We start from the raw sequence: 23,979 nt of genomic DNA on the forward strand, positions 1-23,979 counted from the left end.
GGTTCCCGTTCCGTCAGGCGGTTCGTTGATCGGTTATTCTTCGTCGTCCGCTTCGTTCTGGTTCGCTGCCTGGGCTTTGGTCAGCTTGTCGGCGCGCAGCGCGTCGCGGATGAGATCGTCCGTCAGGATCAGCTTGGCGTCGGCCAGCGTGCTGAACGGAATGGTTACCTTGAGTTCTTCGCCACGGGTGGCCTCGTCGCGCTCGATCGTGAAGCCGTCGTCGTTGACGGCGACGATCTTGCCGCGGAACCGCTTGCGGCTCTCAACGAGGATCGACGTTTCGCACTTGACGATATGACCGATCCAACGCTGGAAATCCGACTTTCGCACCATCGGGCGGTCGATGCCGGGCGAAGACACTTCCAGATGATACGCCTTGTCGATCGGATCTTCCACATCCAGCACCGGCGAAATGGCCATGGAGACCTCTTCGCAGTCCTCGACGGTCATGGTGCCGTCGTTGCGTTCGGTCATGATCTGTAGCGTCAGGCCGTTCAAATTCAGGAGACGCACGCGCACCAGGCGGAAGCCCATGCCCACAAGGACGGGCTCGATGATGGCGGCGACGCGCTGATCAAGGCCGGTTTCGACGATCAGCCTGGGTTCGTTGGTATTGTCTGCGTTTGTCACGTCCGACAAGCATTCGCTCCTGCATTGTTCATGCAATGGGAGATCGAGCTAATAAAAAAGAGCGGGTCCTTGCGGCCCACTCTTCATCGCACGATCAAGAATTTGAAGCCGATATAAGCCTCTTTCCGGCAAATTGCAAGGCATTCGCGCCGAAAGCCGTTTGCGGGCCTATTTCAGCACGCCGAGCATGGAGCTGTCGGGGTAGCAGGTTGGCTTCATGCCGCTTTTTTCCTGCCACCGGCCGATCGAGCGCCGCGTCTTGTAGCCTGGAAGCCCATCGGTGCCGCCGACGTCGTAGCCCTTGTGTTCCAGGGCTTTCTGCATGCCGGCCACATCCGAGCGCAGCATCTTGCCGACATCGCCCCATTTTTCCTCGAAGGCGCCGCTGCCGGAAGCGATGCGGTCGGCGAGATTGCCGATGTAGAGGCCGTAAAGATCGGAGTTGTTGTATTCCTTGATGGCATAAAAATTCGGCGTCACGATGAATTCCGGCCCGTCGCGGCCGGCCGGAACCAGCATCATGCCGCTGGCCCGCAATTCGTCGGCCGGAAACGATTTGCCGGAAACCCGCTTGATGCCGAGCGATGCCCATTGCGAGATCGGTTTGGCAAGATCGGGCCCTTCCTGGGCACAGGAGACGTTTTGCGGGATGACGACCTCATAGCCCCAGCCACGGCCGCGCTGCCAGCCCTTCTGCACCATATAGTTGGCTATGGATGCCAGCGTGTCCGGTACTGACGTCCAGATATTGCGATGGCCGTCGCCATCGAAATCGACGGCATATTTCAGATAGTTGGTCGGCATGAACTGCGGCTGGCCGAGGGCGCCGGCCCATGAGCCCCTGAACTGCTCCGGCGTGACGTCGCCGTGTTCGAGGATGTGCAGTGCCGCGATGATCTCGGTGCGGAACATATCCTTGCGCGTGGACATGAAGGCTTTGGTCGCCAGTACCTGAATCGCCGAATTCGGCAGTTTGGCGATGCCGAAGCCGGTCTCGCGGCCCCAGATCGCCAGCAGGATCGGCCCCGGCACGCCGTAGGTCTTCTCGATGCGCCGCAGCACCGGCCCATATTGCGAGGCGAGACCCCTCCCGGTCGCGGCCAGCTTCTGCAGCCGCGCCTCGTTGAAGTAGGGAGCGGGCGAGGAGAATTCGGCCTGGGTCTGCTTCTGCTCCTTCGGCTTGGGGAAACCCGGCGGCACAAGGTCGGGCAGATCCCAGTTCAGCGTCACGCCGGCAAAAGCGGCCTTGAAGGTCTTTTCCGAAATTTCGTCCTTTCGCGCTTCCGGCCAGAGATCCTTCTGTATCCAGGCCTGGAATTGCGCTTCGACATCGGCCTTCGAGGCGGCGAAAGTGGGCAGGGGCAGGAGGGCGAGGAGGAGGATGCAGAGGAGCAAAAGGAAGTGCCGGGTGTGCCGAGCCGCCGGCACCCCCCTCTGTCGCTGTCGCGACATCTCCCCCACAAGGGGGGAGATCGTTGGGAATTTGCAGCTGCCCTCGTCGACGCGATGTCCTTCGGTCTTTGCAGATACTATGTCGGTTTGAGGTTGGTCGGTGCAGCAAGCAACCAATCTCCCCCCTTTTGGGGGAGATGTCACGAAGTGACAGAGGGGGGTGCGCACTCTCCTCATACTCAGTTGTCTCCGTCTCAAATCGCCGTCCGCGCCCTCAGCGCCGCCGCCAGCGTGCCTTCGTCCAGATAGTCGAGTTCGCCTCCGACCGGCACCCCATGCGCAAGGCGGGTGATCTTGACCTCGAGGCCAGCCAGCTGGTCGGTTATATAATGTGCCGTGGTTTGCCCTTCGACGGTGGCGTTGACCGCGATGATGATCTCGCGGATGCCGCCTTCGCCGACGCGGGCGATCAGCCCGCGGATATTGAGATCGTCGGGCCCGACGCCATCGAGCGGCGAGAGGACGCCGCCGAGGACATGATAGGCGGCATTCATGGCGCCGGCACGCTCCAGCGCCCAGAGATCGGACACATCCTCGACGACGATGATGACGGATTGGTCGCGCCGGTCGTCGGTGCAGACGGTGCAGGGATCGACGGTGTCGACATTGCCGCAGCGCGAGCAGATCTTCACCTTGTCGTATGCATCGCCCATGGCGTGGGACAGCGGTCCGAGAAGCTGGTCCTTCTTCTTGATCAGATGCAGCGCCGCCCGCCGCGCCGAGCGCGGCCCAAGGCCCGGCACCTTCGCCAGAAGCTGGATGAGTTTTTCGATTTCGGGGCCGGTGACTCGCTTTGCCATGGGAGGCTTTTAGCCCATATGCTCGGAGAACGGAATCACGGAAGGGACGGTTGACCGATGAAAATTCTGGCCGTTTGCCTCGGCGCCGCGGAAACGCTTCCCGGCAGGAAAATGAAGACGGGCATCAACAAGCATGCCGTCAACGGCGCCGTGATGATCGACACGGAAGGGCTGCTCGGGGATGCCGTCTGCAATCGGGAGCATCATGGCGGCCGCGACCAGGCCGTCTATGTGGAGGGTTCGCTGACGCTGAACTGGTGGGCAACCGCGCTTGGAAGGCCGCTGCAACCCGGCGCTTTCGGCGAAAACCTCATCATAGAGGACCTCGATAATTGCCATGTCGCAGTCGGCGACAGATTCATGGCTGGCGATCTTGTTCTGGAAGTGACCTCCGCGCGCATTCCTTGCGCCACCTTTGCCGCGAAGATGGGCGATCCGCAATTCGTCAAGCGTTATACCGGCGCGGGTCGTCCGGGGATTTATTGCCGTGTGTTGGCGTGTGGCACCGTGAACGCGGGAATGCCGGTCGTCTATCGGCCTTATGCGGGTGAGCGCGTGACCATGCCCGAGATGATGGCGACATTCGGCAGGCGATTGTCGCCGGGCGATCGGGCACGCTATCTTTCGGCGCCCATCCACCACAAGCTGCGCGCGACGCTCGAAGGCGGCGCGCGTTAGCTTCAGCGCATGGCGATCGCCACGGCTGCACCCGCCATGGTGCCGGCGCTGGCGCGATTGGCGATGCGCACCGCGCGGCGGCTTTTGAGGAAGGTCCTCGCCTTCGCCGCAAGCATGGCCCAGGAAAGATCGATGACGATAAGCACGACAAACATCGTCGCCACCAGCTCGGCCCAGCCGGAAATCGTGACCGCATGCAGATCGATGATCGAAGGCAGCAGCGCGACGTAAAACACCATGATCTTCGGATTGCCCATGGTGACGGTGAAGCCGGCGAGGAAAAGCCGTACGGCCGATTGCTCGTCCGGAAGCTGTTCCTCCGCCGCGTCGGAGGCCGCGAACCACATCTTCCACGCAAGATAGAGCAGATAGGCGACACCGAGCCATTTGATCGCCACGAAGGCCAGGTGGAAGGTTTCGGCGATGGTTGCAAGCCCGGCAACGGCACAGGTCAGCCAGATCGCCTCGCCGATCCACATGCCGGAGAGAAAGGGCAGCACGTTGCGCGCGCCCTTGGTGAGCACGCGTGCCACCAGCGCGGCGATGCTCGGCCCGGGTGATCCCGCCGCAATGAACAGCGCACCGGCAAAGATAAACAGCATCGACAGGCTCATCGCATTCTCTCCGATCGGTCAAGCCGGAAGTCTTCTGAAGGAAATCCAGAAATAGCACCCCGGCACCGCTTTTCCAAATGCCCCATTTTGCCTTCAGCCGATCTGCGCGCGAAAACGTTCGAAGATCGTCTTGCCTTCCGGCCAGTCTCCAAGCCCGGATGCCGCATTGATGTGGCCGCGCTGCCCCACGCCGACCAACGTACTGCCCCAGATTTCGGCGCTGTATCGGGCATGGTCCCAGGAGCCGAAGGGATCGTCGGTGCTGGCGACGAGCAGGGTTGGAAACGGCAGCCGCTGCCGCGGCGGATCGGCGAAGCTGCCGGCCTCGGCAAGATAGATTTTTCCTGTCGGATCGGGCGCGGCCACCAGAAAGGCGCCGAGGATCGCCTTGGTCGCCGATGGAGCCCAATGGGCGACGAGCTGGCAGGCCAGGCTATGTGCGATCAGGATCGGCGGCGTTGCCGACCGGGCGATTTCCCGTTCGAGCGCGGCGATCCAGTCCGCCAGCTCCGGTCTGTCCCAGCTCGAAGGCCGGAACCGGCGCATTTTTGGGTCCCTGTGCTCCCACAATGTCTGCCAATGGTCTTCACCCGAGCCGCCAAGGCCCGGAAGCATGATGATGTCGCTCATCTCCATCCTTTCTCCATATTCCGCTGCGGAGGAAAAGCTGCCATGTCCTCTGGCCGATTGACATTGCAACTCATCGGATAAAGCTTTTGCAAACCGATGAATTGAAGGTGAGATATGGATAGTAGCGAAAGAGAACTGGACCCGACGGATCTGTCGATCATCGAAATCCTGCAGCAGGATGGGCGGATTTCGGTATCGGAGCTCGGCCGCCGGGTCGGCCTTTCGCAACCGGCGGCTTCGGAGCGGCTGAAGAGGCTGGAGGAACGCGGCGTGATTGCCGGCTACCGCGCCGTCATCGATCCCTCGGCCGTCGGGCTCGGCATGATGGCGGTCATCCGGCTGCGGACCACTCATGAGCACATCCGGCCCTATCTGAAGCAGTTTTCGGAAATGCCTGAAATTATCGAGGTGTTGAGGCTGACGGGCGAGGATTGCTTCCTGCTCAAGGTTCTCGTGCCAACGCCGGCCGACCTTGAAACCATCGTCGATTCCATTGCCCGCCATGGCGCGGTGACGACATCGCTGGTGCTGCGAAACGAGCCGGTAAAGGCGATCGGCCGCGAATTGATCCGCAAGGCGGCCGCCCGTTAATTGGGGACCCCTATGGGTTATCTCTCAGGGTAATGCATGATGGCCTGTCGCGACCGGCTCGGTCGGAATGCCTCCCCGTTCAGCGCGATGTCGTAAGCTGCTGCGCTATAAGCGCATTATAGCAGCTGCCCGTTCGTGGAACGACATCGAGATGATCGCCCACCCGAAAGGTGGTATCTGGCTCGCCGACCTCGATCGTGTTCTTGCAGTCGTAGGATTTTCCAAGATGCGTTCTGACAAAAGCGATTTCGGCCAGTGTCAGGGCTTTCGTTCGGCCATGGCCTAGGTTCACAGTCGCAGGCCACATACGCGTAACGGTCGCTTGAGCGTGCGGAAAGTGGTTGATGCGCCAGAGGTTGGCTTCATGCACTCCCCACAGCGTACCGACGACTATGATGGCTATGACCGCATATGTGATTAAGTCCAGTTCCACCTGGGAAAGACGCAGCCAAAAGGAAACTTTGGGCTTTTCCGAATAAGACATGCCGTGCAGCGTCTGCCGCTCCTTAAATCCCCACTCATGTAAAACGTTTGTATCAATCAGGGAGAATTCAAGGGCGCCGACGCTTCAGGGTTGTGGACTGCTGCAGCAATATTTTTGGAATGATCTGCCCGTCTCAGAACGGCAGCTTGAAGCCGGGCGGAATCGGCAGGCCGGCGGTGAGTTCGCGGGTCTTTTCGGCGGCGATCACCTCGGCCTTTTCCTGGGCATCCTTGTTGGCGGCGACGATCAGGTCCTCGAGGATCTCGACATCGTCTTCCTTGAAGAGCGAGGGATCGATCTTGAGGCCGAGCATCAGGCCCTTGCCGTTGACGGTGACGGTGACGAGGCCTCCACCGGCCTTGCCTTCGACGCGAATGTCGGCGATCTCCGACTGCATCTTCTCCATCTTCGCCTGCATTTCCTTCACTTTGCCCATCATGCCCATGATGTCGCGCATCGTCATTGTTCCTTCTTCTGCAAGTGTCTGCTGCTCGTCGGCTCGGATATGCCGTCATGGCCGCCGCCGGCCTCAAGCCGATGCGGGTCCGCTATCGTCCATCCCGGCCTCAGAATTCTATATCGTCGCCCGGCAGGATGTCGCCATCGATGGATTCGGCGACGGCTGGCGGAGCGGTGGCTTCCTCCTCGTCGTCCGTCTCCGGTGCCCGCACCCGCACGTCGATGATCTTTGCGCCCGGAAACTGGGCGAGGATGGCCGCGACGTCGGGGTCCTGCCGTGCGTCGGCGACCCGCTGCTTCTGCGCGTTCGCCTCGGCTTCCACCAGAGTCGGCTGGCCTTCCTCGCGGCTGAGGCTGACGATCCAGTGGATGCCGGTCCATTCCCTGAGCTTGCCGGCAAGCTCGTTCAGCAGCGTTCCGGGAGCGCCTGGTGTCAGGCTGACATCGAGCCTGCCCGGCTCCAGCTTTACGGGGCGCACGAAGGCGCGCACGAGTGCCTTCAGCTTCGGATCGCGCTTCTGGCCGGCGAGTTCGGCGATATCGGCCATCGAATTGATCGGCACGAGCGGTTTCGGCGCTTCGGCCGGCTTCTGTTCGATGCGCCCGACCGGCGGCGAATCCGGTTGCGTATTCGGCACGGCGCGCAACATGGCGACGGGCGCCGAAGGCGCCGGCCGGGGCGCCTGCGTCTCGACGGCGCGCGCCATGACGTTGCCCTGGTAGGACACCGGCGCTCCGCCGCCGACGGGCGCTGAAGGCGCCGGGCGGGAGCCGCCATTGCCGTCGGAAAATTCGGCGAGCCTGCGCGCGGCATCTTCCGGCGCCGGCAGGTGGGCGGCATGGGCCAGCCTGATCAGCACCATTTCGGCAGCGCCGGCGGTGCGCGATGCATTCTCCGTCTCGGTGATGCCCTTCAATAGCATCTGCCAGATGCGCGAAAGCGCCGTCACCGCGACGCCTTGCGCGAATTCAGCCGCTTTCGTGCGCTCGACTTCGCTCAGCGAAGGATCGTCGGCGGCATCCGGCACATATTTCAGGCGGGTCACGAGATGGGTGAAATCGGCAAGATCGGTCAGCACGACGACAGGATTGGCGCCGGCCTCGTACTGGCTGTTGAATTCGGCAAGCGCCGCTGCGACATCGCCTTTGACGATATGGCCGAAGAGATCGACGATGCGGGCGCGGTCGGCAAGCCCGAGCATCGCGCGCACGGCGTCGGCGGCCACGAAGCCGCTGCCATGGGCGATCGCCTGGTCGAGCAGCGACAGGCCGTCGCGCGCCGAGCCCTCGGCGGCGCGGGCGATCATGGCAAGCGCTTCCGGCTCGGCCTCGATGCCTTCCTTGCCGGCAATGGTGGTGAACAGCCCGACCAGATCGGAAGCGCTGATGCGGCGCAGGTCGAAGCGCTGGCAGCGCGACAGCACCGTGATCGGCACCTTGCGGATTTCCGTGGTGGCGAAGATGAACTTCACATGCTCGGGCGGCTCTTCCAGCGTCTTCAGCAGGCCGTTGAAGGCCGCCGTCGAGAGCATGTGCACTTCGTCGATGATGTAGACCTTGTAGCGTGCCGAGACCGGCCGGTAACGCACCTGCTCGATGATCTCGCGGATATCGTCGATGCCCGTGTGCGAGGCGGCGTCCATCTCGATGACGTCGACGTGGCGGCCTTCCATGATCGCCTGGCAATGCTCGCCGGGCTCGCGCAGGTCTATGGTGGGCCGGTCGATATCGGCGGTCTTGTAATTCAGGGCGCGGGCAAGGATGCGAGCGGTCGTCGTCTTGCCGACACCGCGGACGCCGGTCAGCATGTAGGCCTGGGCGATGCGGCCGGTTTCGAACGCGTTGGTCAGCGTGCGAACCATCGGCTCCTGGCCGACCATCAGGTCCGTGAAGTCCTTGGGCCTATACTTGCGGGCCAGCACCCGGTAACTGGTGCCGGTCGAGGCGGCATCTTTTGCTTGTCGCTCGCTGTCGCTCATCGCCCTGCTTATTGCCCGCAGAAAGCCGGGTCTTGCTTTCGGAAAGGGTGGGAGGCTGGCACGATGACCCGTGCCGGGCTCGTTAGGGCTGCTTCCTTCCGGACCTGACCCGGTTGGCGAGTGGCTCGTCCACCACCAACCTCCCGGATGCACATATCGGCAATATCGTCATCAAAAGCAAGCCAAGGTCAAAAAAAACTGCTAAACATTTGATAAAACAATGGAGGATGCCCCCTTGAAGGAGTTTACGCTCGACGACCGTCTGGCGAATGACAGTGTTTCCGTGGCCATCACGGGCCTTTGCGACGTGCGGCTGATGAAGGATCGTCGCTGGCCGTGGCTGCTGCTGGTTCCCCGCCGGCCCGAAAAATCGGAGGTTTTCGAGCTGATGCCGCTCGATCGCGTCCTGCTGACCTTCGAGACCGACAAGGTCGCGAGCGCCTTGAAGACGGTGACGGGTGCGACAAAAATCAATATCGGGGCACTTGGAAATATCGTCCGTCAGCTGCATGTTCATGTCATTGCGCGGTTCGAAGGCGACGCCAACTGGCCCGGTCCGGTCTGGGGCTATGGCAAGGCGGAACCCTATTCGGACGAAGAGATGAACAGCCTGATAGCCAAGTTGCGGGAAATGCTTTCACAATGAGCCATTCCATTTTTTCCTCGGATGCCCCGCATCCGGAAGCCAGCAGTCTCACCGCCTTTGCGGAAAACCAGCTCAACCGGGATGCCGAGCATCGTGACGAGGAATCGATCAAGCATGCGCTTGCCCGGGAAGGCACGCATATCCTGGCTTTCGCCCAGGATCGGCTGGTCCTCAAGCATGACGGGCAGGTGCTCGATCCGCTGTTTGCCCGCTATGAACTGCAGGAACTCGATCCGGATTGGGATGAGGCCGTCCTTCTCGGTTATCGCAAGACGGGCGAGCCCCGGCTCGCCGTGCCCGTTCGCGTCAACGCCGACGAACTTGCCGGCCAGTACAAGCCCGCCGACATGCGCTCGCTCTGGCGCGATTTCCTGCTGGAAGGCGAAATCCTGGGTGAGGCCGCGCAAGGCATGAGCCTCATCCGCTGGAATGGCGACAACCGCTTCTGCGGCCGCTGCGGCTCGGTCATGGAAAACCGGATCGGCGGCTACAAGCGCGTCTGCACGGCCTGCGAGCACATGATCTTCCCGCGCACGGACCCCGTCGTCATCATGCTGACGATCGATGAGGAAAGGAACCTCTGCCTGCTCGGCCGCAGCCATCATTTCGCCCCGGGCATGTACTCCTGTCTCGCCGGTTTCGTCGAGCCGGGCGAAACCATCGAGAATGCCGTGCGCCGCGAGACGCATGAGGAATCGGGCATTCTTGCCGGGCGCGTCCGCTACCATGCCTCTCAGCCCTGGCCGATGCCGCACTCGCTGATGATCGGTTGCTACGCGGAGGCGAAATCGACGGAAATCCATATGGACGAGGCCGAACTCGAGGATTGCCGCTGGTTCACGCCGGCGGAAACGCTCGCCATGCTCGATCGCGTCTCGGCCTCCGGCAACACATCCCCGCCCAAGGGCGCCATCGCCCATCGCCTGATGCGCGACTGGGTGGAATGGAAGCGCTAGGTCCTTACCCGCCATGGCCCGCTCGGAACGCTTGCTGACGCTGCTGCAGACGCTGCGGCGCTACCGCCGTCCGGTCAGCGGCGCCGTTCTGGCGGAGGAGACCGGCGTCAGCCTGCGCACGCTCTATCGCGATATTGCCAGCCTGCAGGCGCAGGGCGCCATGATCGAGGGCGAGCCGGGCATCGGCTATGTGCTGAAACCCGGCTTTATGCTGCCGCCGATGATGTTTTCGCAGGATGAGATCGAGGCGCTGGTGCTGGGATCGCGATGGGTGGCGCGCGCAACCGATTCGCGGCTGGCGGCGGCCGGCGCCGATGCGCTTGCCAAGATCGCCGCCGTTCTGCCCGCCGATATGCGCGAAGCTGTCGATCAGGCGGCGGTTGTCGTCGCCACCCGCCGCATCACGGAAGACAAGGCCGATCTTTCCCTCATGCGCAAGGCGATCCGTGGGGAACGCATGGTGCAACTGACCTATGGCGACGTGAACGGCGCCATTTCGACCCGGCGCATATGGCCCTTCGCGCTCGGCTACTTCGACAATGCGCGCATCGTCATGGCCTGGTGCGAGCTGCGCCAGGACTACCGCCATTTCCGCGCCGACCGTATCGTCGACTTCGCAGTGCTGGAGGCGCGCTACCCGCGCCGGCGCGTTACGCTCGCAAGAGAGTGGCAGGCGCGCGAGGGCCTGGCCCACGACTGAGTCGCCGACGCAACGCTACTGCCAGAAACTGTCAGCAGGCTTGGCTATGATCGGAACCATCCAAGCAGGAAGGATGGCCGGTCATGGCAAGCAATGTTTTCATCACGACGAAAGAATTGCATCGCGGCGGCGTCGAGGTGCGCGAAAGCAGAAATTCTTCGATGCCGGCATGGCCGGCTCGCCTCTTGCAGATTGCGCTTGGCTATTTCACCCGCCGCTGGAACCGCCTTGATATCGAGGAAGCGCCAAGTTCCGTGAAGCGCGACCTGGGTTTCCTGGACGGACGTCCCGTCTACAGCGAGGAAGACCGGATGCGTTAGGGCAATTCCAGGAAAAGTGCGCAGCGATTTTCCGTCCGGAATCGCATGAAAGAAAAGAAATAGAAATAGAGCGGTTCCGTGAAACGAGGCACCGCTCCAGCACGCCCGCAGAACGACATACGCGCAACCCCGACTCCGGGTTCAGCATGCTGATCTGATTAGCGTGCGTACCTCGGAATCCCATCCTCACAAGCATTCGGCCATTCGCCGACGAAGCGATCCCGGCGGGCTCCGTTCCGTCTGCCTGACTGCATCCGCACGCCCTTAATATCCACCCGGAACCAGAGGAATATCCAAATGACCAGCCCCAACCTCATCATTTTCTATGTCAAGGACCCCGGCGAAAGCACGCCATTCTATCGTGACCTGCTCGGCCGCGACCCTGCTTTCGCCTCGCCCAACTTCGTGGCCTTCGCGCTCGACAATGGTTTCAATCTCGGCCTCTGGCGCCGCAGCAGCGTCGAGCCGCAACCCTCGGCCATCGGCAATCGCGGCGAATTGGGCTTCATGGTCGAAGGCGCCGGCGCGGTCGAAAAGCACTACAGGGATTGGAAGGCGCGCGGCCTGCCGATCGCGCAGGAACTGACGACGATGGATTTTGGCCCGACCTTCGTCGTTCTCGATCCCGACGGCCATCGTCTTCGTGTCTGTGAGCCGGATAAATAAGACTGAAATCCCGTTTGCCCCCTAAGCCTAGCCCTCTCTCCGCCCGCGGGGAGAGGGAACGACCCAGATCTCTCGCCAAGCGCGGTGGTGGAAGGGAGGCTAGGCGTTGCGATTTAACCCACCTTCTCCCCTCGGGGAGAAGGTGCCGCAGGCGGATGAAGGGGTCGCCAAGGGCACGAAGCCGATGGGTCTGAGGCAATCAACCCCCTCATCCGACCCTTCGGGCCACCTTCTCCCCGAGGGGAGAAGGTATATGCCGCATCGACCTGCGCCATATGCGATAGCCCCGCTGCTTGCGGGGAGGGAGCTGGAATGAGCTGATCGTTCGAGTTGACTTGCGGCAGTTCCAGAGGAGAGCAGTCGATACAACCAGAGCTATGCGAGGCCCAATTGCTCCATCATATTTCGTTCGGCGTATCGGATATCGACAAGGCTGCTGCCTTTTACGACGCGGCCTTCGCGCCGCTCGGCTATATCAGGGTTTGGGAGGATCTGAGCCCCGGCGACCCCGATCAGGCGATCGGATATGGCTCGCCAGGCGAAGGCGACAAGTTCGCCATCAAATTGCGCGGCGCCGAAGCTCATGCGCCAGGTCCGGGCTTTCACCTTGCCTTTGCCGCGCCAAGCCGTGAGGCAGTCGTCTCGTTTCACGAGGCCGCACTTGCGCATGGCGGCAAGGACAATGGCCCTCCGGGCCTTCGGCCTCATTATGGCCCGACCTATTTCGCAGCCTTCGTCATCGATCCGGACGGCTACCGCATCGAGGTCGTGACCAAGGTGTCGGGTTGACCGTTATTTAGAGATCGCCCCGTGTCGGATGGCCCTTGTAGACGCCGAGGATGCGAACTTTTTCGGAGAAGAAGCGCAGTTCCTCCAGCGCGCGGCGCACATGCGGATCGGAGGGGTGGCCCTCGATATCGGCATAGAATTGCGTCGCGACAAAACGGCCGCCGAGCTGATAGCTCTCGAGCTTCGTCATGTTGATGCCGTTGGTGGCGAAGCCGCCGAGCGCCTTGTAGAGGGCGGCCGGGATGTTGCGGACATTGAAGACGAAAGTGGTGACGATCTTCTCTTCCGGCGTGCTGCGCTCGGCCCAGTTTTCGTCACGCGACAGCACGACGAAGCGCGTCATGTTGTTTTCGGTGTCCTCGACATTCTCGGCGATGATTTCCAGCCCGTAGAGATCGGCGGCCAGCCGCGGCGCCAGCGCCGCCATGCTGCGGTCGCCGGTTTCCTGCACCAGCTTGGCGGCCCCGGCGGTATCGCCGGCGATGATCGGCTTCCAGCCATTGGCGCGCACGATGTTGCGGCATTGGCCGAGCGCATGGATGTGGCTGTGCACCGTGCGGATTTCTTCCTTCTTCACGCCCGGCAGGACCATCAGCTGGAAGCGGATCGGCATGAAATATTCGCCGACGATATGCAGGCGCGAATCCGGCAGCAGATGATGGATATCGGCAACGCGGCCGGCGATCGTATTTTCGATCGGGATCATGCCGAGATCGGCCTCGCCGTTGTCGATCGCGGAAAAGGCATCCTCGAAGGTCTGGCAGGGCAGCGGCTCCATGGTCGGGAACATGTCGCGGCTGGCCATGTCGGAATTGGCGCCGTAGTCGCCCTGGAAGGAGATCTTGTTGGTCTTGGTGATCATGGAACTGCCCTTGGGGGAATGCCGTCAGAGAGAAGCGGCGGAGAGGATGCGTCTGGCCTTTTCGAGGTCTGCGGGAGTATCGACACCGAGCGGGACCGTGTCAACGATCTCGACATCGATGCGCATGCCGGCTTCCAATGCCCGCAGCTGCTCCAGCGATTCGCGCAGTTCCAGCGGCGACGGGCCGAGGCTCACGAATTTCTTGAGCGCCGCGCGGCGATAGGCGTAGAGGCCGATGTGGTGATAGAGCGGGCCATTGCCGTAGGGTGCGGTCGCGCGGGTAAAATAAAGTGCCCGCAGGCGATTGTCGGAAATGGCCGAGCCCACCACCTTGACCACGCTCGGCAAGGTCTTTTCCTCCTCGTCCCTGATCTCGACGGTCAGCGTCGCGATGTCGACGTCCGGATCTTCCAGCGGGCGCAGGGAGGCGCGGATGGTCTCGGGATCGATCGTCGGCAGGTCCCCCTGCACGTTGACGACGATTTCGGCGCGGCCTTGTGGATCGATGGCCTGCAGCGCCTCGTAGATGCGGTCGGAGCCGGACTGATGATTCTTGCCGGTCATCACGACTTCGAAGCCTGCATTGGCGACCGCGGCGTAGGTATCCTCATGGTCGACGGCGACGACGATGCGACCGATCGCCGCCTCGCGCGCGCGCCTGGCAACCTGTACGATCATGGGAAGGCCGCAAATGTCGGCCAGCGGCTTGCCCGGCAAGCGGGTGGAGGCCATGCGGGCGGGAATAAGGACCAGCGTCTTGTCTAAATTTGAATCTGTCATTGTTGGGCCTTCTATTCCTGCGGGAAAAGTGTCAAAACGTCTCATGGTGGAGGCCGTTTGCAGAGTTGCAAGAAACAGCCAAAAGACATAGGTTTCGCGCGAATTCAAGATGGGCCGGCTGAGGATGCCGGCGGCGAGGGGAGCATAGCAGATGAATTCATCCTACGTGAACATGGGAGTCGGGGCGCTTTTGGCCACGCTGTTCGTGTTGAAGTCCGTGTCGCTCGCGTCAGGATTTATTTTCCATACCGAGGTGCCGGAAAAGCCCGGCTTCGCCATCGTTGCCACTGAAGAGCCGGCAGCAGGCGACAAGGCGGCCGCCCCCAAGGCAGAAACGCCGATCGCCCAGCTGCTGCAGAAGGCTGACGCCAAGGTCGGCGAAACGATCTTCAAGAAGTGTCAGGCCTGTCATTCCGGAGAGAAGGGAGGGCCAAACAAGGTTGGCCCCGATCTCTGGGGCGTCGTCGACCGCCCGGTCGGCGAGCATGAGGGCTTTGCCTATTCGGCCGGCATGAAGGACTTCTCCAAGGGCGGCTCGGAGAAGTGGACCTACGATCATCTCTATCACTTCCTGGCTGCTCCGAAGAAATTCGTCGCGGGAACGGCGATGGGCTTTGCCGGCCTGCCGAAGGAAGAGGATCGTGCCAACGTCATCGCCTATCTGCGCACGCTCGCCGATACGCAGGTGCCGCTGCCGGACCCGAACGCGCCGGCCGCTACGAACTGAGGCAATCCCACATGATGGATTGAAAACCCGGCTGCCAAAGCCGGGTTTTTCGCGTTTGCGGCCCCGGCCGGATCTTTGCGCCGGCGGGTTCTCTGATCCGGATCGAAAACCCCGGAGCCGGATGCCGCCTTGCATGCGGTAAGGAGCGATGGCGTCGGACCTGCGCTATGCGAGCAGATAGGCCCAAAGCGACACCGAAAATGCCCCGAGCGCTGTCGTCAAGGTAATCGTCGAGGCGGCGAGGCTGTGGCCGACGCTGAAGCGATTGGCAATCAGCCAGGCGTTAACGCCTGTTGGAACCGCCGCCGTCAGCACCAGGGCGGCGCGCCATTCCTGGCTCAGGCCGAGAAGATAGCCGGCTGCCAGCACGCAGGTCGGAAGCAGGAACAGCTTGAAGGCCGACATGACGCTGGCTATGCCCAGATTGCCTGACAGCCCGTATTGCCGCAGCGCCATGCCGAGCGAGACTAGCGCCGCCGGCCCGGCGATATTGGCGATGCTGTCGACCGCCGTCCCCAGCGTGGCTGGTATGGGGATGCCGGTCACATGCACGACGAGACCGCAGAAAAGCCCGATGACGAGCGGATTGCGGACGAGGTTCCTGCCGACCTGCCGCAAAAGCTCGCCGGTGCTGCGGCCGGCGCCGGCATTCTCCCTGCGCTCGGCCTGTTCCATCAGCAGCGTTCCGGCGATCATCATGGTCGGCAGGTGTACGGCGATCAGGATCGACATCGCCATCACGCCATCGGGGCCGACCGTGCGCCCCACCAGCGGCAGGCCGATGAAGATCGTGTTGGCGAAGGCGGACGAGACGCCGGCCAGCACGCCGATGCGCGCATCCCGCCCGAACATCCGTGTCGCCACGATATGACCTGCGGTCCAGGTGATTGCGACGCCGGAGAAATAGGCGATCCACAATCGAAACGGCGATGCGCCGCGAAAATTCGCCTCCGCGATGGTCTGGAACAGCAGCAGCGGCACGGCGATCTTGAAGACGAACTCGCTCATGGCTTCGCCGACTTCGGCTTTCAGCAGGCCGGTGCGCACGATCACCCAGCCGACGAGAATGAGCAGAAAGACCGGAAGAACGTCGGTAAGAATTTCGGACATGCCGGGCGAAGGCCGTGAGATGGTGGCTCGAGGAATTTGACCCCGGAGTTGTAGCAGCTTGCCCACGGCGTGTCGCGCAAAAGTGCGCAGCGGTTTTGCGAAGACGGCCTGCACAAGTTCCGGAGGTTGAAGCGCCCGGAGCGGATCCGGGGATCGGGGCGCGCTATGCTTGTGAGAACCCGTAAAAACAAAAAAGCGGGCCTCGCCCGCTCTCGGTCGCCCGGCCCCGCCGGACAATCCCCCCGGTGCACATGCCGCCAGTTCATCCGTGGTCGGCCCGCGTACCGGTGAGGCGGAAGGCATCATTCCTTCCCGGACTGGCTTGGAAACTTTCGAGCTTCCGATCCCAGCCGCTGGATAGGCTTTTAAAGATGAAAAGTGACAGGCAGATGACTGTTTGGAATTGTGCTGGCCGCGCCGGCGCCGATTTTTCTTCCAAACTTCGGAAAAACCGATATTACCGGATACCGGCTATCACCAATACCGGGATCTTCCTATAGATGACTCGCTTCGATGTACTGACCGTTGGCAACGCCATTGTCGACATTATCGCCCGTTGCAACGATCAATTCCTGATCGACAACAAGATCACCAAAGCAGCGATGAACCTCATCGACGCCGAACGCGCCGAACTTCTTTATTCGCGCATGGGCCCGGCCCTGGAGGCTTCGGGCGGCAGTGCGGGCAATACGGCGGCAGGCGTGGCGAATTTCGGTGGCAGGGCGGCCTATTTCGGCAAGGTTGCCGAAGATCAGCTCGGAGAGATTTTCGCCCATGACATCCGTGCTCAGGGCGTCCATTACCAGACCAGGGCGAAGGGCACGTTCCCGCCGACCGCCCGCTCGATGATCTTCGTGACGGAGGATGGCGAGCGCTCCATGAACACCTATCTCGGCGCCTGTGTCGAACTCGGGCCCGAGGACGTGGAGGAAAGCGTCGTCGCCGATGCCAAGGTGACGTATTTCGAAGGCTATCTCTGGGATCCGCCGCGCGCCAAGGAAGCGATTCGCGACTGCGCCCGCATCGCCCATGCCAATGGCCGCGAGATGTCGATGACGCTTTCCGACAGCTTCTGCGTCGGCCGCTATCGCGACGAATTCCTCGATCTCATGCGCTCGGGCACTGTCGATATCGTTTTCGCCAACCACGACGAAGCGCTTTCGCTCTACGAGACCGACGACTTTGAAAAGGCGCTGAAACTGATATCAGCCGATTGCAAGATCGCCGCCGTTACGATCGGCAAGGATGGCGCGGTGATCGTACGCGGCGACGAACGCTATGTCGTCGATGCTCATCCGATCGACGAGCGTGTCGACACGACCGGCGCCGGCGATCTCTTCGCCGCCGGTTTCCTCTTCGGCTACACGCAGGGTCGCAACCTGGAAGATTGCGCCAGGCTCGGCAATCTCGCCGCGGCTATCGTCATCGAACAGATCGGACCGCGGCCGATGCGGTCTTTGTCGGAAGCCGCCAGGCAGTTCGGGCTTCTCTGACGGAAATCCACCGCTCGCGACTACGAAAGCCGCTCGCCGCGAAATGCCGGGCGGCTTTTGCTTGCCGAGAAACCGGTTATCGCATGGTGCCGGAAAGCGGAGGCGCTCTATGACCACAGCAGCGTTGTGGTCCTGGCCTCATAGAGGATCAGGATACCGAGCGCGATCAGAACGAAAGGCACGAGCCGGTGGCCGTGACGCCTGATCGGCGCTCCCAGGGTCGGGTGATTGACGAGCGAGTGGGCGGCACCGAGCCAGATCGCCGTCAGCAGCGCGAAAATGCAGCCGATGGTCAGGACTTCATAGGCCGAGCGCGTGGCGAAGATCGGCGTGTAGACGCTGATATTGTCGCCGCCATTGGCGATCGTCACCAGCGTAACGGCGACAATGTTTCCGTGTCCCGCCGCCGCCTTCTCGTGGTCTTCCGGAGCGTCGCCGGTCTCGATGCCGTTCCAGCGCTCCCATAATCTCTTCGAGCCGAAATAGATCGGCGCGAAGCCAAGCAGGCCGATATAGGCGGCGGGAATGACGAGGACGAGAAACGAGGCGATGACGCTGATGCCGTAAAGCGCGCCGATGCCGAGATATTGCCCGATGACGATCTGCTTTGCCCGAAACCTGGGGTCGGCAAAGAAGCCGAGGAGCACGAAAATGTCGTCAATGTTCGTCGATGCGAACATGACGATGGCAACGCCGAAAACGCCCAGCACATAGCCCACGTTGGCCGGTCTCCTTGTCCGATGCCGGATATGTCATTGCGCGGGCAAGGCCGCGCGGCTGCGGGTCGATGAGAAGGCTTGCTATTTGAAGGCTTCGCCGGGATATGCGCCCCAGATCTCGGATTGCGCCACCCAGCCCTCCGTGCCATCCGCCGTGACCATGCACCAGTCGCCGGTGCATTCGCGCACGCTCATCATCACGCCGGGCTGGAGCTTGGCGATGACGGTGGCGGAGGGCAGGGCCTCGCGGCGCATGTTGACGAAGACGGCCTTGCCCTTGCCCTTCATCCACGGGGCGGCGATGGCCGAGCGCTGGCCCGACAGCAGCGACTGGTTGACCCAGCCTTCGGTGCCGTCGGCATCGCGCACGCGCCGCCAGTTATCGTATTCCTGGATGATTTCGACCGGCAGACCCTGCTTGAGGTAGAGCCATGACACGGCATAATCCGCACTGGGGCCGATACGCAGATTGACCCGCTTCGATTTCAGCGTAACGAATCGCGGCAGCGGCAGGCCGCTCGGCCCCTTGGCGGCCTGGGCGGCGGCAAGATCGGCCGACACAGCGGCCATCATCAGGCCGATTGCGAAAATGGCGCAGGACTTCAATACTTTGCCACGCATGGGATTTCCGTTCGTTCGTCATGACAAAGGCGCCTTTCCGGCTGCCTTTCGCTCCGGTAAGCGGCAAATCCTCGGATCGCGTCAGCGAGTTTTGTTTGTCTTCGCCTGCGGGTCTGGTAGAAATGCCCGGAACGGGAAAATTATCCCGCTTCTTGGTTAAGAACATCTGAACAAGGCATCGCCGCTCGCCATGACGACGAAGAAAAAACCGAAAGTCTACGTCACGCGCAAACTGCCGGATGCGGTGGAGACGCGGATGCGCGAACTCTTCGATGCCGAGCTCAACATCGACGACCGCCCGCGCACCAGGGACGAACTGATCGAGGCCGTCCGATCGGCCGATGTGCTGGTGCCGACGGTCACCGACCGTATCGATGCCGAGGTGATCGAGGAAGCCGGCCCGCAGATGAAGCTGATTGCCAGCTTTTCCAACGGTACGGATCATATCGATGTCGAAGCCGCGGCCCGTCGCGGCATCACCGTGACGAACACGCCCAACGTGCTGACCGAAGATACCGCCGACATGACCATGGCGCTCATTCTCGCCGTGCCGCGACGTCTTGCGGAAGGTGCGCGCGTGCTGACCGACAATCCCGGCGAATGGGCCGGATGGTCGCCGACCTGGATGCTCGGTCGCCGCATCCACGGCAAGCGCATCGGCATCGTCGGCATGGGGCGCATAGGCACAGCCGTCGCCCGCCGCGCCAAGGCGTTCGGCCTTTCGATCCACTATCACAATCGCAAGCGCGTCAATCCGGCCACCGAGGACGAGCTGGAGGCGACCTATTGGGACAGCCTCGACCAGATGCTGGCCCGCGTCGATATCGTCTCGGTCAATTGCCCCTCGACACCGGCCACCTATCATCTGATCTCGGCGCGCCGCCTGGCGCTGCTGCAGCCGACGAGCTACATCGTCAACACCGCGCGCGGCGATGTCATCGACGAGACGGCGCTGATCAAGATCCTGCGCGAAGGCAAGATCGCCGGTGCGGGCCTTGACGTGTTCGAAAACGAGCCGGCCGTCAATCCGAAGCTTGTCAAGCTTGCCAATGAGGGCAAGGTGGTCATCCTGCCGCATATGAGCTCGGCCACGCTCGAAGGCCGCATCGACATGGGCGACAAGGTCATCATCAATATCCGCGCCTTCATCGACGGCCATCGCCCGCCCAATCGCGTCCTGCCGTTTCGGTGAGCGAACTTCTCTGATTCTCCGGCCGCTGCAAGGCGGATACGGCCGTCTCCAAATTTGATCTTCTTGCCTCCGGCCGGTCATGTTCATGTCACGAAGCCGGCCCAGAGGTGACTGCAAACACGAATCAGGAAGGGCCGAAACAATGGCGCGGGCGCTGCCGCATGAGCGGGTTCAATACGTGGTCGAGGGTGGCTTCAGGCTGTCGGGCGAAATCGAGCCGAGCGGCAACAAGAATGCCGCATTGCCGATCATCGCCGCATCGCTTCTGACCGATCAGCGCGTCGAGCTCAGCAATGTGCCGCGCATACGCGATGTCGAGGCGCTGGTGGAGCTGATTCGGTCGGTCGGCGCGAAGGTGCGCTGGCTCGGCCGCAACGAGCTCGAAATCGAGGCGCGGGAGCTACGGCCGGCCGATCTCGATCCCGATCTTTGTGCCCGCATCCGTGCCTCCATCCTGCTTGCCGGCCCCATGCTGGCGCGCTGCGGCGAAATCACCTTGCCGCCGCCCGGCGGCGACGTCATCGGCCGCCGGCGTGTCGACACGCATTTCCTCGCGCTCGACCAGCTTGGCACGAGGATCGAGGTCAACAGCGTCTATAGTTTCCGCACGGAGGGACTTCGCGGTGCGGATGTCTTCCTCGACGAGCCGTCCGTGACCGCGACGGAAAATGCGCTTTGCGCCGCCGTTGCCGCCAGCGGAACGACCATCCTGCGCAATTGCGCATCCGAACCGCATGTGCAGGATCTGGCGCGGTTCCTCATCGCCATGGGCGCGCGTATCGAGGGCATCGGCACCAATATGATGACGATCCACGGCGGCCAGCCGCTCGGCGCCGTCACGCACCGGATCGGCCCGGATCACAACGAAGTCGGCTCGCTGATCGGCCTGGCGGCCGTCACCGGTTCGGAAATCACCATCCGCAGGGCCGGCGTCGAGCATCTGCGCTCCACCCTGATGACCTTCGAGCGCCTTGGCATCCGCTGCCGCATCGAGGGCGACGATCTGGTCGTTCCCGCCGGTCAGGAGATGAAGATCCAGCCCGATTTCGGCGGTCACATCCCGAAGATCGAAGACCAGCCCTGGCCAGCCTTTCCGGCCGATACCATGTCGATCGCCATCGTCACCGCCTCGCAATGCGACGGCGTCGTGCTGATGTTCGAAAAGATGTTCGAAAGCCGCATGTTCTTCGTCGACAAGCTGATCGCCATGGGTGCCCGCATCGTGCTGTGTGATCCGCATCGCGCCATCGTCGCCGGCCCCTCCAAGCTGCGCGCCGCCCAGCTCGAAAGCCCCGACATCCGCGCCGGCATGGCCATGCTGATTGCGGCGATGTGCGCCGAGGGCACGAGCGTCATCAACAATGCCCAGCAGATCGAGCGCGGTTACGAGCGCATCGAGGAGCGGCTGAACGCCCTGGGCGCGCACATCACCCGTATCCCGCCGCGCGAGGCGTGACGGAACTCTTCGACGGCGGAAAAGGGACTATACGATCGCCTTGCGCATCTCGATCGACGTCGTTCGATGAAAGCCGGCATGGCGATTTTCCGCTGTCTTGCGAAAACCCCAGGCGGCGAAAGTGGCGTGATTGTCGACCAGTTCGATACGCGTTTCCAGCCGCAAGCTATCAAGACCGAGCTCTCGCGCCATCGCTTCCGCCGCGCCGAGCAGGCGTTTGCCGATACCCTTGCCTTGAGCGGCGGGAAGCACCGCCAGCTTGCCGATATAAAGCGTTTCTGCCTCCGGACGGCAAAAAATACAGCCGGCTATTTGAGCGCCGTCGAAGGCGGCGTAGGCGATTTCCGTGTCTGCCTTTGCCTTGAGCGCTTGCGGCGTAAGCGCAAGCGCGGAGGAAGGCGGGTCGATCCGTCCGTTCATATAGGCGAAGGACACGAGGATCAGATCGAGCAAGCCGTCCCAGCGGTCGAAGCCGCCATCCAGGCGGCGAAGCGCAATATCGCTCATTCGGCGGCGACCCGGGCGCGTTTGCGGCGATAGCGCACGGTTTCGAAGCGCGCCGAAAGCCCGTCGTAAAGCAGCAGGCGGCCGATCAGCGGCTCGCCTATGCCGGTCACGAGCTTGATCGCCTCCATCGCCATCAGCGTGCCGATGACGCCTGTCAGCGCGCCGATGATGCCGGCTTCCGCGCAGCTCGGAATGAGGCCTTCCGGCGGCGGTGCTGGAAACAGATCGCGATAACGTGGGTTGGGCAGGCCGTCGGCATCGGTCTCATAGGGCTTCAACGTCGTCACGGACCCGTCGAAGCGCCCGACTGCGCCGGTCACGAGCGGCAGGCGTGCCGCCTCGGCTGCATCGGCGGCGGTATAGCGCGTATCGAAATTGTCGGAACCATCGATGACGAGATCGAAGCCGGCAAGGTGCCGCGCGGCATTGTCGCGGCTGAACCTTTCTTCGAAACGGATGACGCGCACATGCGGGTTCAGACGGGCGATGGCGTCGGCGGCGCTCCGGGTCTTCAGTTCGCCGATCGTGCCCGTATCGTGAATGACCTGCCGCTGCAGGTTGGACAGCGAAACGCGGTCGTCATCGGCAATGCCGAGCGTGCCGATACCGGCGGCGGCGAGATATTGCAGGACCGGCGCACCGAGGCCGCCGGCACCGATCACCAGAACGCGCGCGGCCTTCAATCTCTGCTGACCGGCGCCGCCGACCTCGGGAAGGAGGATGTGGCGCTGGTAACGGGCGATTTCGTCTGGGCTCAAGAGTTCCATGCGCGCGACTCTATCACAATCGCGGCGCGGGAGGCGCTAGGATTTCGTAATGCCGCCATGCGCGACGGTAAAGAATTGCGCGCGCTCGCCGAGCGCGGAAAACATCGCCTTGTCCGTGCCGGTCATGAAGGATTGCCCGCCGAGCCCGTCGATGAGATCGAAGAGTGCCGCGCGCCGACCTTCGTCGAGATGCGCGGCAATCTCGTCGAGCAGCAGGACCGGCGCATGGCCGGTCAGGTTGCCGACAAGGCGCGCGTGGGCAAGGATGAGGCCGACAAGCAGGGCCTTCTGCTCGCCGGTCGAGCAGCGCTCTGCTTCCATGTCCTTCTCGCGGTGGCGCACCAGAAGGTCGGCCCGATGCGGCCCATCCAGCGTGCGGCCGGCAGCCGCATCGCGATAGCGCCCCTCGCGCAGCATGTCGGAATAGGCATCTTCCAGATCGACGGCCGGCCGGTCGAACTGCCCGTCGAGGAAGCCGGACAACTCCAGCGCCGCCGAGGGAAAGGGTGTCGTCTCGCGCGTTTCGGCGATCAGCCGCGAAAGAAGGCCGAGCATTTCCTGCCGCGCGATCGCCATGGCGATGCCGAGGCTCGCCATCTGCTCTTCGATGCCGGCAAGCCAGGAAGGGTCGAACCGGCCTTCGGAGAGCAGCTTGTTGCGGCTGCGCATGGCGCGCTCGAAATCGCTGGCGCGGCGGCCATGCGCGGGATCGAGCGACAGCACCAGCCGGTCCAGGAAACGGCGGCGTTCCGAGGAGCCGCCGGTAAACAGGCCGTCCATGGCCGGCGTCAGCCAGAGAACGCGCAAATGATCGGTCAGCTCGTCGACCGTCCTGGCCGGCGTTCCGTTGATTCTGAGCCTGCGGGCAGCGGTCTCGTCGCTCGTATCGATGCCGGTGCCGATTTCGACGAGCCCTTCCATGCCCTCAAGCTCGGTGAAGATCGAAAATCCGCCCGGCGCATGGACGCGGGTGATATCGGCATAGGCGGCGCGGCGCAGGCCGCGGCCGGGTGACAGCAGCGAAACCGCCTCCATGAGATTGGTCTTGCCCGCGCCGTTGTCGCCCGTCAGCACCACATGCCGCTCGTCAAGCGCCAGTGCCGCCGCCGCATAATTGCGGAAATCGGTGAGCTTCAGGCGCGAGATGAAAACCTTGTTCGGCATGGATCTTTCAGATTCGTCATCGATGGCCGAGGGGTATGCCGAACCGGCAGCAAGCGCAAGGATTTTGCCGCTGGTTCCCATGACGGCGGATTGGAGAGCCGGCCGGAAGTCGTGTGAGCCGCCGTCCGAGCGCGAGAAACGACCTTCCGGCAAAGCGGCCGGCACGGCGACCTCGAATCGCGATAAC

Annotated in this window: 28 protein-coding genes and 1 other RNA gene; 12 read left to right on the top strand and 17 right to left on the bottom strand. The window is 62.6% G+C overall.

All coding sequences use genetic code 11. From position 1 onward, the window contains the following. Positions 1-33: 33 nt before the first annotated feature. The 3 genes from rimP to recR form a co-directional block, all read right to left on the bottom strand. Positions 34-639 (bottom strand): ribosome maturation factor RimP, encoded by a 606-nt coding sequence (gene rimP, locus ACJJVH_RS16565; protein WP_412064371.1) that lies wholly within the window; start codon positions 637-639, stop codon positions 34-36. Positions 640-798: 159 nt separating this feature from the next. After that, entirely contained in the window at positions 799-2,082 is a 1,284-nt protein-coding gene (locus ACJJVH_RS16570; protein WP_412064372.1) for a lytic murein transglycosylase, read from the bottom strand. Positions 2,083-2,276: 194 nt separating this feature from the next. Next, a complete protein-coding gene (gene recR, locus ACJJVH_RS16575; protein ID WP_092720325.1) occupies positions 2,277-2,882 on the bottom strand; it encodes a recombination mediator RecR in 606 nt (201 codons plus the stop codon). Between the two features lie 57 nt (positions 2,883-2,939). On the opposite strand from recR, the gene ACJJVH_RS16580 reads away from it, so the two are divergent. Continuing rightward, positions 2,940-3,560: an MOSC domain-containing protein gene (locus ACJJVH_RS16580; RefSeq protein ID WP_112795567.1), complete on the top strand. Its 621-nt coding sequence runs from the start codon at positions 2,940-2,942 to the stop codon at positions 3,558-3,560. Between the two features lie 2 nt (positions 3,561-3,562). Here ACJJVH_RS16580 and ACJJVH_RS16585 read toward each other — a convergent pair whose 3' ends face one another. Together ACJJVH_RS16585 and ACJJVH_RS16590 are read right to left on the bottom strand one after the other, a co-directional pair. Then, complete coding sequence (locus ACJJVH_RS16585) at positions 3,563-4,174, bottom strand: LysE family translocator (protein WP_112795566.1); 612 nt, start codon at positions 4,172-4,174, stop codon at positions 3,563-3,565. 93 nt (positions 4,175-4,267) lie between these two features. Continuing rightward, positions 4,268-4,804, bottom strand: coding sequence for an RBBP9/YdeN family alpha/beta hydrolase (locus tag ACJJVH_RS16590; RefSeq protein ID WP_412064373.1), 537 nt, complete (start codon positions 4,802-4,804; stop codon positions 4,268-4,270). Between the two features lie 114 nt (positions 4,805-4,918). On the opposite strand from ACJJVH_RS16590, the gene ACJJVH_RS16595 reads away from it, so the two are divergent. Beyond that, positions 4,919-5,395 carry an Lrp/AsnC family transcriptional regulator gene (locus ACJJVH_RS16595; RefSeq protein ID WP_112795565.1) on the top strand — a complete coding sequence of 159 codons (477 nt, stop codon included), beginning with the start codon at positions 4,919-4,921 and terminating at the stop codon, positions 5,393-5,395. A gap of 79 nt (positions 5,396-5,474) precedes the next feature. Here the strand turns inward: ACJJVH_RS16595 and ACJJVH_RS16600 are convergent, their stop codons facing one another. From ACJJVH_RS16600 to ffs, 4 genes are all read right to left on the bottom strand, one after another. Beyond that, positions 5,475-5,879: a hypothetical protein gene (locus ACJJVH_RS16600; RefSeq protein WP_412064374.1), complete on the bottom strand. Its 405-nt coding sequence runs from the start codon at positions 5,877-5,879 to the stop codon at positions 5,475-5,477. Between the two features lie 133 nt (positions 5,880-6,012). Next, positions 6,013-6,336, bottom strand: coding sequence for a YbaB/EbfC family nucleoid-associated protein (locus tag ACJJVH_RS16605; RefSeq protein ID WP_412065187.1), 324 nt, complete (start codon positions 6,334-6,336; stop codon positions 6,013-6,015). A 109-nt stretch (positions 6,337-6,445) separates the two neighbouring features. Continuing rightward, on the bottom strand, positions 6,446-8,317 hold the full coding sequence (locus tag ACJJVH_RS16610; protein WP_113503935.1) for a DNA polymerase III subunit gamma/tau: 1,872 nt from the start codon (positions 8,315-8,317) through the stop codon (positions 6,446-6,448). Between the two features lie 47 nt (positions 8,318-8,364). Next, positions 8,365-8,461: signal recognition particle sRNA small type (ffs, locus tag ACJJVH_RS16615), an RNA gene on the bottom strand. 91 nt (positions 8,462-8,552) lie between these two features. Here ffs and ACJJVH_RS16620 point away from each other — a divergent pair. From ACJJVH_RS16620 to ACJJVH_RS16645, 6 genes are all read left to right on the top strand, one after another. After that, positions 8,553-8,963 (top strand): HIT family protein, encoded by a 411-nt coding sequence (locus ACJJVH_RS16620; RefSeq protein ID WP_113357888.1) that lies wholly within the window; start codon positions 8,553-8,555, stop codon positions 8,961-8,963. Further along, positions 8,960-9,919, top strand: a complete 960-nt coding sequence (gene nudC, locus ACJJVH_RS16625; RefSeq protein WP_412064375.1) for an NAD(+) diphosphatase — start codon at positions 8,960-8,962, stop codon at positions 9,917-9,919. The genes ACJJVH_RS16620 and nudC overlap by 4 nt, the downstream gene beginning before the upstream one ends. A 13-nt stretch (positions 9,920-9,932) precedes the next feature. After that, positions 9,933-10,619, top strand: coding sequence for a helix-turn-helix transcriptional regulator (locus tag ACJJVH_RS16630; protein ID WP_112795561.1), 687 nt, complete (start codon positions 9,933-9,935; stop codon positions 10,617-10,619). An 83-nt stretch (positions 10,620-10,702) separates the two neighbouring features. Then, a complete protein-coding gene (locus ACJJVH_RS16635) occupies positions 10,703-10,939 on the top strand; it encodes a hypothetical protein (RefSeq protein WP_112795560.1) in 237 nt (78 codons plus the stop codon). A 297-nt stretch (positions 10,940-11,236) separates the two neighbouring features. After that, on the top strand, positions 11,237-11,605 hold the full coding sequence (locus ACJJVH_RS16640) for a VOC family protein (RefSeq protein WP_112795559.1): 369 nt from the start codon (positions 11,237-11,239) through the stop codon (positions 11,603-11,605). 390 nt (positions 11,606-11,995) lie between these two features. Next, positions 11,996-12,394: a VOC family protein gene (locus ACJJVH_RS16645; RefSeq protein ID WP_412064376.1), complete on the top strand. Its 399-nt coding sequence runs from the start codon at positions 11,996-11,998 to the stop codon at positions 12,392-12,394. A gap of 7 nt (positions 12,395-12,401) precedes the next feature. Here ACJJVH_RS16645 and ACJJVH_RS16650 read toward each other — a convergent pair whose 3' ends face one another. Beyond that, positions 12,402-13,256: a prephenate dehydratase gene (locus ACJJVH_RS16650; protein WP_113357843.1), complete on the bottom strand. Its 855-nt coding sequence runs from the start codon at positions 13,254-13,256 to the stop codon at positions 12,402-12,404. A gap of 24 nt (positions 13,257-13,280) precedes the next feature. Further along, positions 13,281-14,036, bottom strand: coding sequence for a 3-deoxy-manno-octulosonate cytidylyltransferase (locus ACJJVH_RS16655; protein ID WP_112795556.1), 756 nt, complete (start codon positions 14,034-14,036; stop codon positions 13,281-13,283). A 151-nt stretch (positions 14,037-14,187) separates the two neighbouring features. Here ACJJVH_RS16655 and ACJJVH_RS16660 point away from each other — a divergent pair, with 151 nt between their 5' ends. Beyond that, positions 14,188-14,763: a c-type cytochrome gene (locus ACJJVH_RS16660; RefSeq protein ID WP_112795555.1), complete on the top strand. Its 576-nt coding sequence runs from the start codon at positions 14,188-14,190 to the stop codon at positions 14,761-14,763. 165 nt (positions 14,764-14,928) lie between these two features. On the opposite strand, the gene ACJJVH_RS16665 is transcribed toward ACJJVH_RS16660, so the two are convergent. Then, complete coding sequence (locus ACJJVH_RS16665; RefSeq protein ID WP_412064377.1) at positions 14,929-15,873, bottom strand: AEC family transporter; 945 nt, start codon at positions 15,871-15,873, stop codon at positions 14,929-14,931. 500 nt (positions 15,874-16,373) lie between these two features. On the opposite strand from ACJJVH_RS16665, the gene ACJJVH_RS16670 reads away from it, so the two are divergent. After that, complete coding sequence (locus ACJJVH_RS16670; RefSeq protein ID WP_113372463.1) at positions 16,374-17,366, top strand: adenosine kinase; 993 nt, start codon at positions 16,374-16,376, stop codon at positions 17,364-17,366. 107 nt (positions 17,367-17,473) lie between these two features. Here ACJJVH_RS16670 and ACJJVH_RS16675 read toward each other — a convergent pair whose 3' ends face one another. Both ACJJVH_RS16675 and ACJJVH_RS16680 read right to left on the bottom strand, forming a co-directional pair. Then, the gene (locus ACJJVH_RS16675; RefSeq protein ID WP_412064378.1) at positions 17,474-18,085 is read right to left on the bottom strand and encodes a cadmium resistance transporter; all 612 of its coding nucleotides are present in this window, start codon (positions 18,083-18,085) and stop codon (positions 17,474-17,476) included. Between the two features lie 81 nt (positions 18,086-18,166). Then, complete coding sequence (locus ACJJVH_RS16680; protein ID WP_112795552.1) at positions 18,167-18,706, bottom strand: SH3 domain-containing protein; 540 nt, start codon at positions 18,704-18,706, stop codon at positions 18,167-18,169. A gap of 190 nt (positions 18,707-18,896) precedes the next feature. Between ACJJVH_RS16680 and ACJJVH_RS16685 the strand changes: the two genes are divergently transcribed. Next, positions 18,897-19,898 (top strand): 2-hydroxyacid dehydrogenase, encoded by a 1,002-nt coding sequence (locus ACJJVH_RS16685; RefSeq protein WP_112795551.1) that lies wholly within the window; start codon positions 18,897-18,899, stop codon positions 19,896-19,898. Between the two features lie 142 nt (positions 19,899-20,040). Next, positions 20,041-21,354, top strand: a complete 1,314-nt coding sequence (gene murA / locus ACJJVH_RS16690; protein WP_113372462.1) for a UDP-N-acetylglucosamine 1-carboxyvinyltransferase — start codon at positions 20,041-20,043, stop codon at positions 21,352-21,354. Positions 21,355-21,381: 27 nt separating this feature from the next. Here murA and ACJJVH_RS16695 read toward each other — a convergent pair whose 3' ends face one another. From ACJJVH_RS16695 to recF, 3 genes are read right to left on the bottom strand one after another with little or no spacing between them, the layout of a single operon-like run. Continuing rightward, complete coding sequence (locus ACJJVH_RS16695; protein ID WP_412064379.1) at positions 21,382-21,861, bottom strand: GNAT family N-acetyltransferase; 480 nt, start codon at positions 21,859-21,861, stop codon at positions 21,382-21,384. Beyond that, the gene (locus ACJJVH_RS16700; RefSeq protein ID WP_412064380.1) at positions 21,858-22,628 is read right to left on the bottom strand and encodes a molybdopterin-synthase adenylyltransferase MoeB; all 771 of its coding nucleotides are present in this window, start codon (positions 22,626-22,628) and stop codon (positions 21,858-21,860) included. Before ACJJVH_RS16700 ends, ACJJVH_RS16695 begins: the two co-directional genes overlap by 4 nt. Positions 22,629-22,664: 36 nt before the next feature. Next, positions 22,665-23,792, bottom strand: coding sequence for a DNA replication/repair protein RecF (gene recF / locus ACJJVH_RS16705; RefSeq protein ID WP_113372493.1), 1,128 nt, complete (start codon positions 23,790-23,792; stop codon positions 22,665-22,667). Between the last annotated feature and the right edge of the window lie 187 nt (positions 23,793-23,979).

The sequence above is a fragment of the Rhizobium sp. SYY.PMSO genome (assembly GCF_046840415.1).
Taxonomy (GTDB): Bacteria; Pseudomonadota; Alphaproteobacteria; order Rhizobiales; family Rhizobiaceae; genus Rhizobium.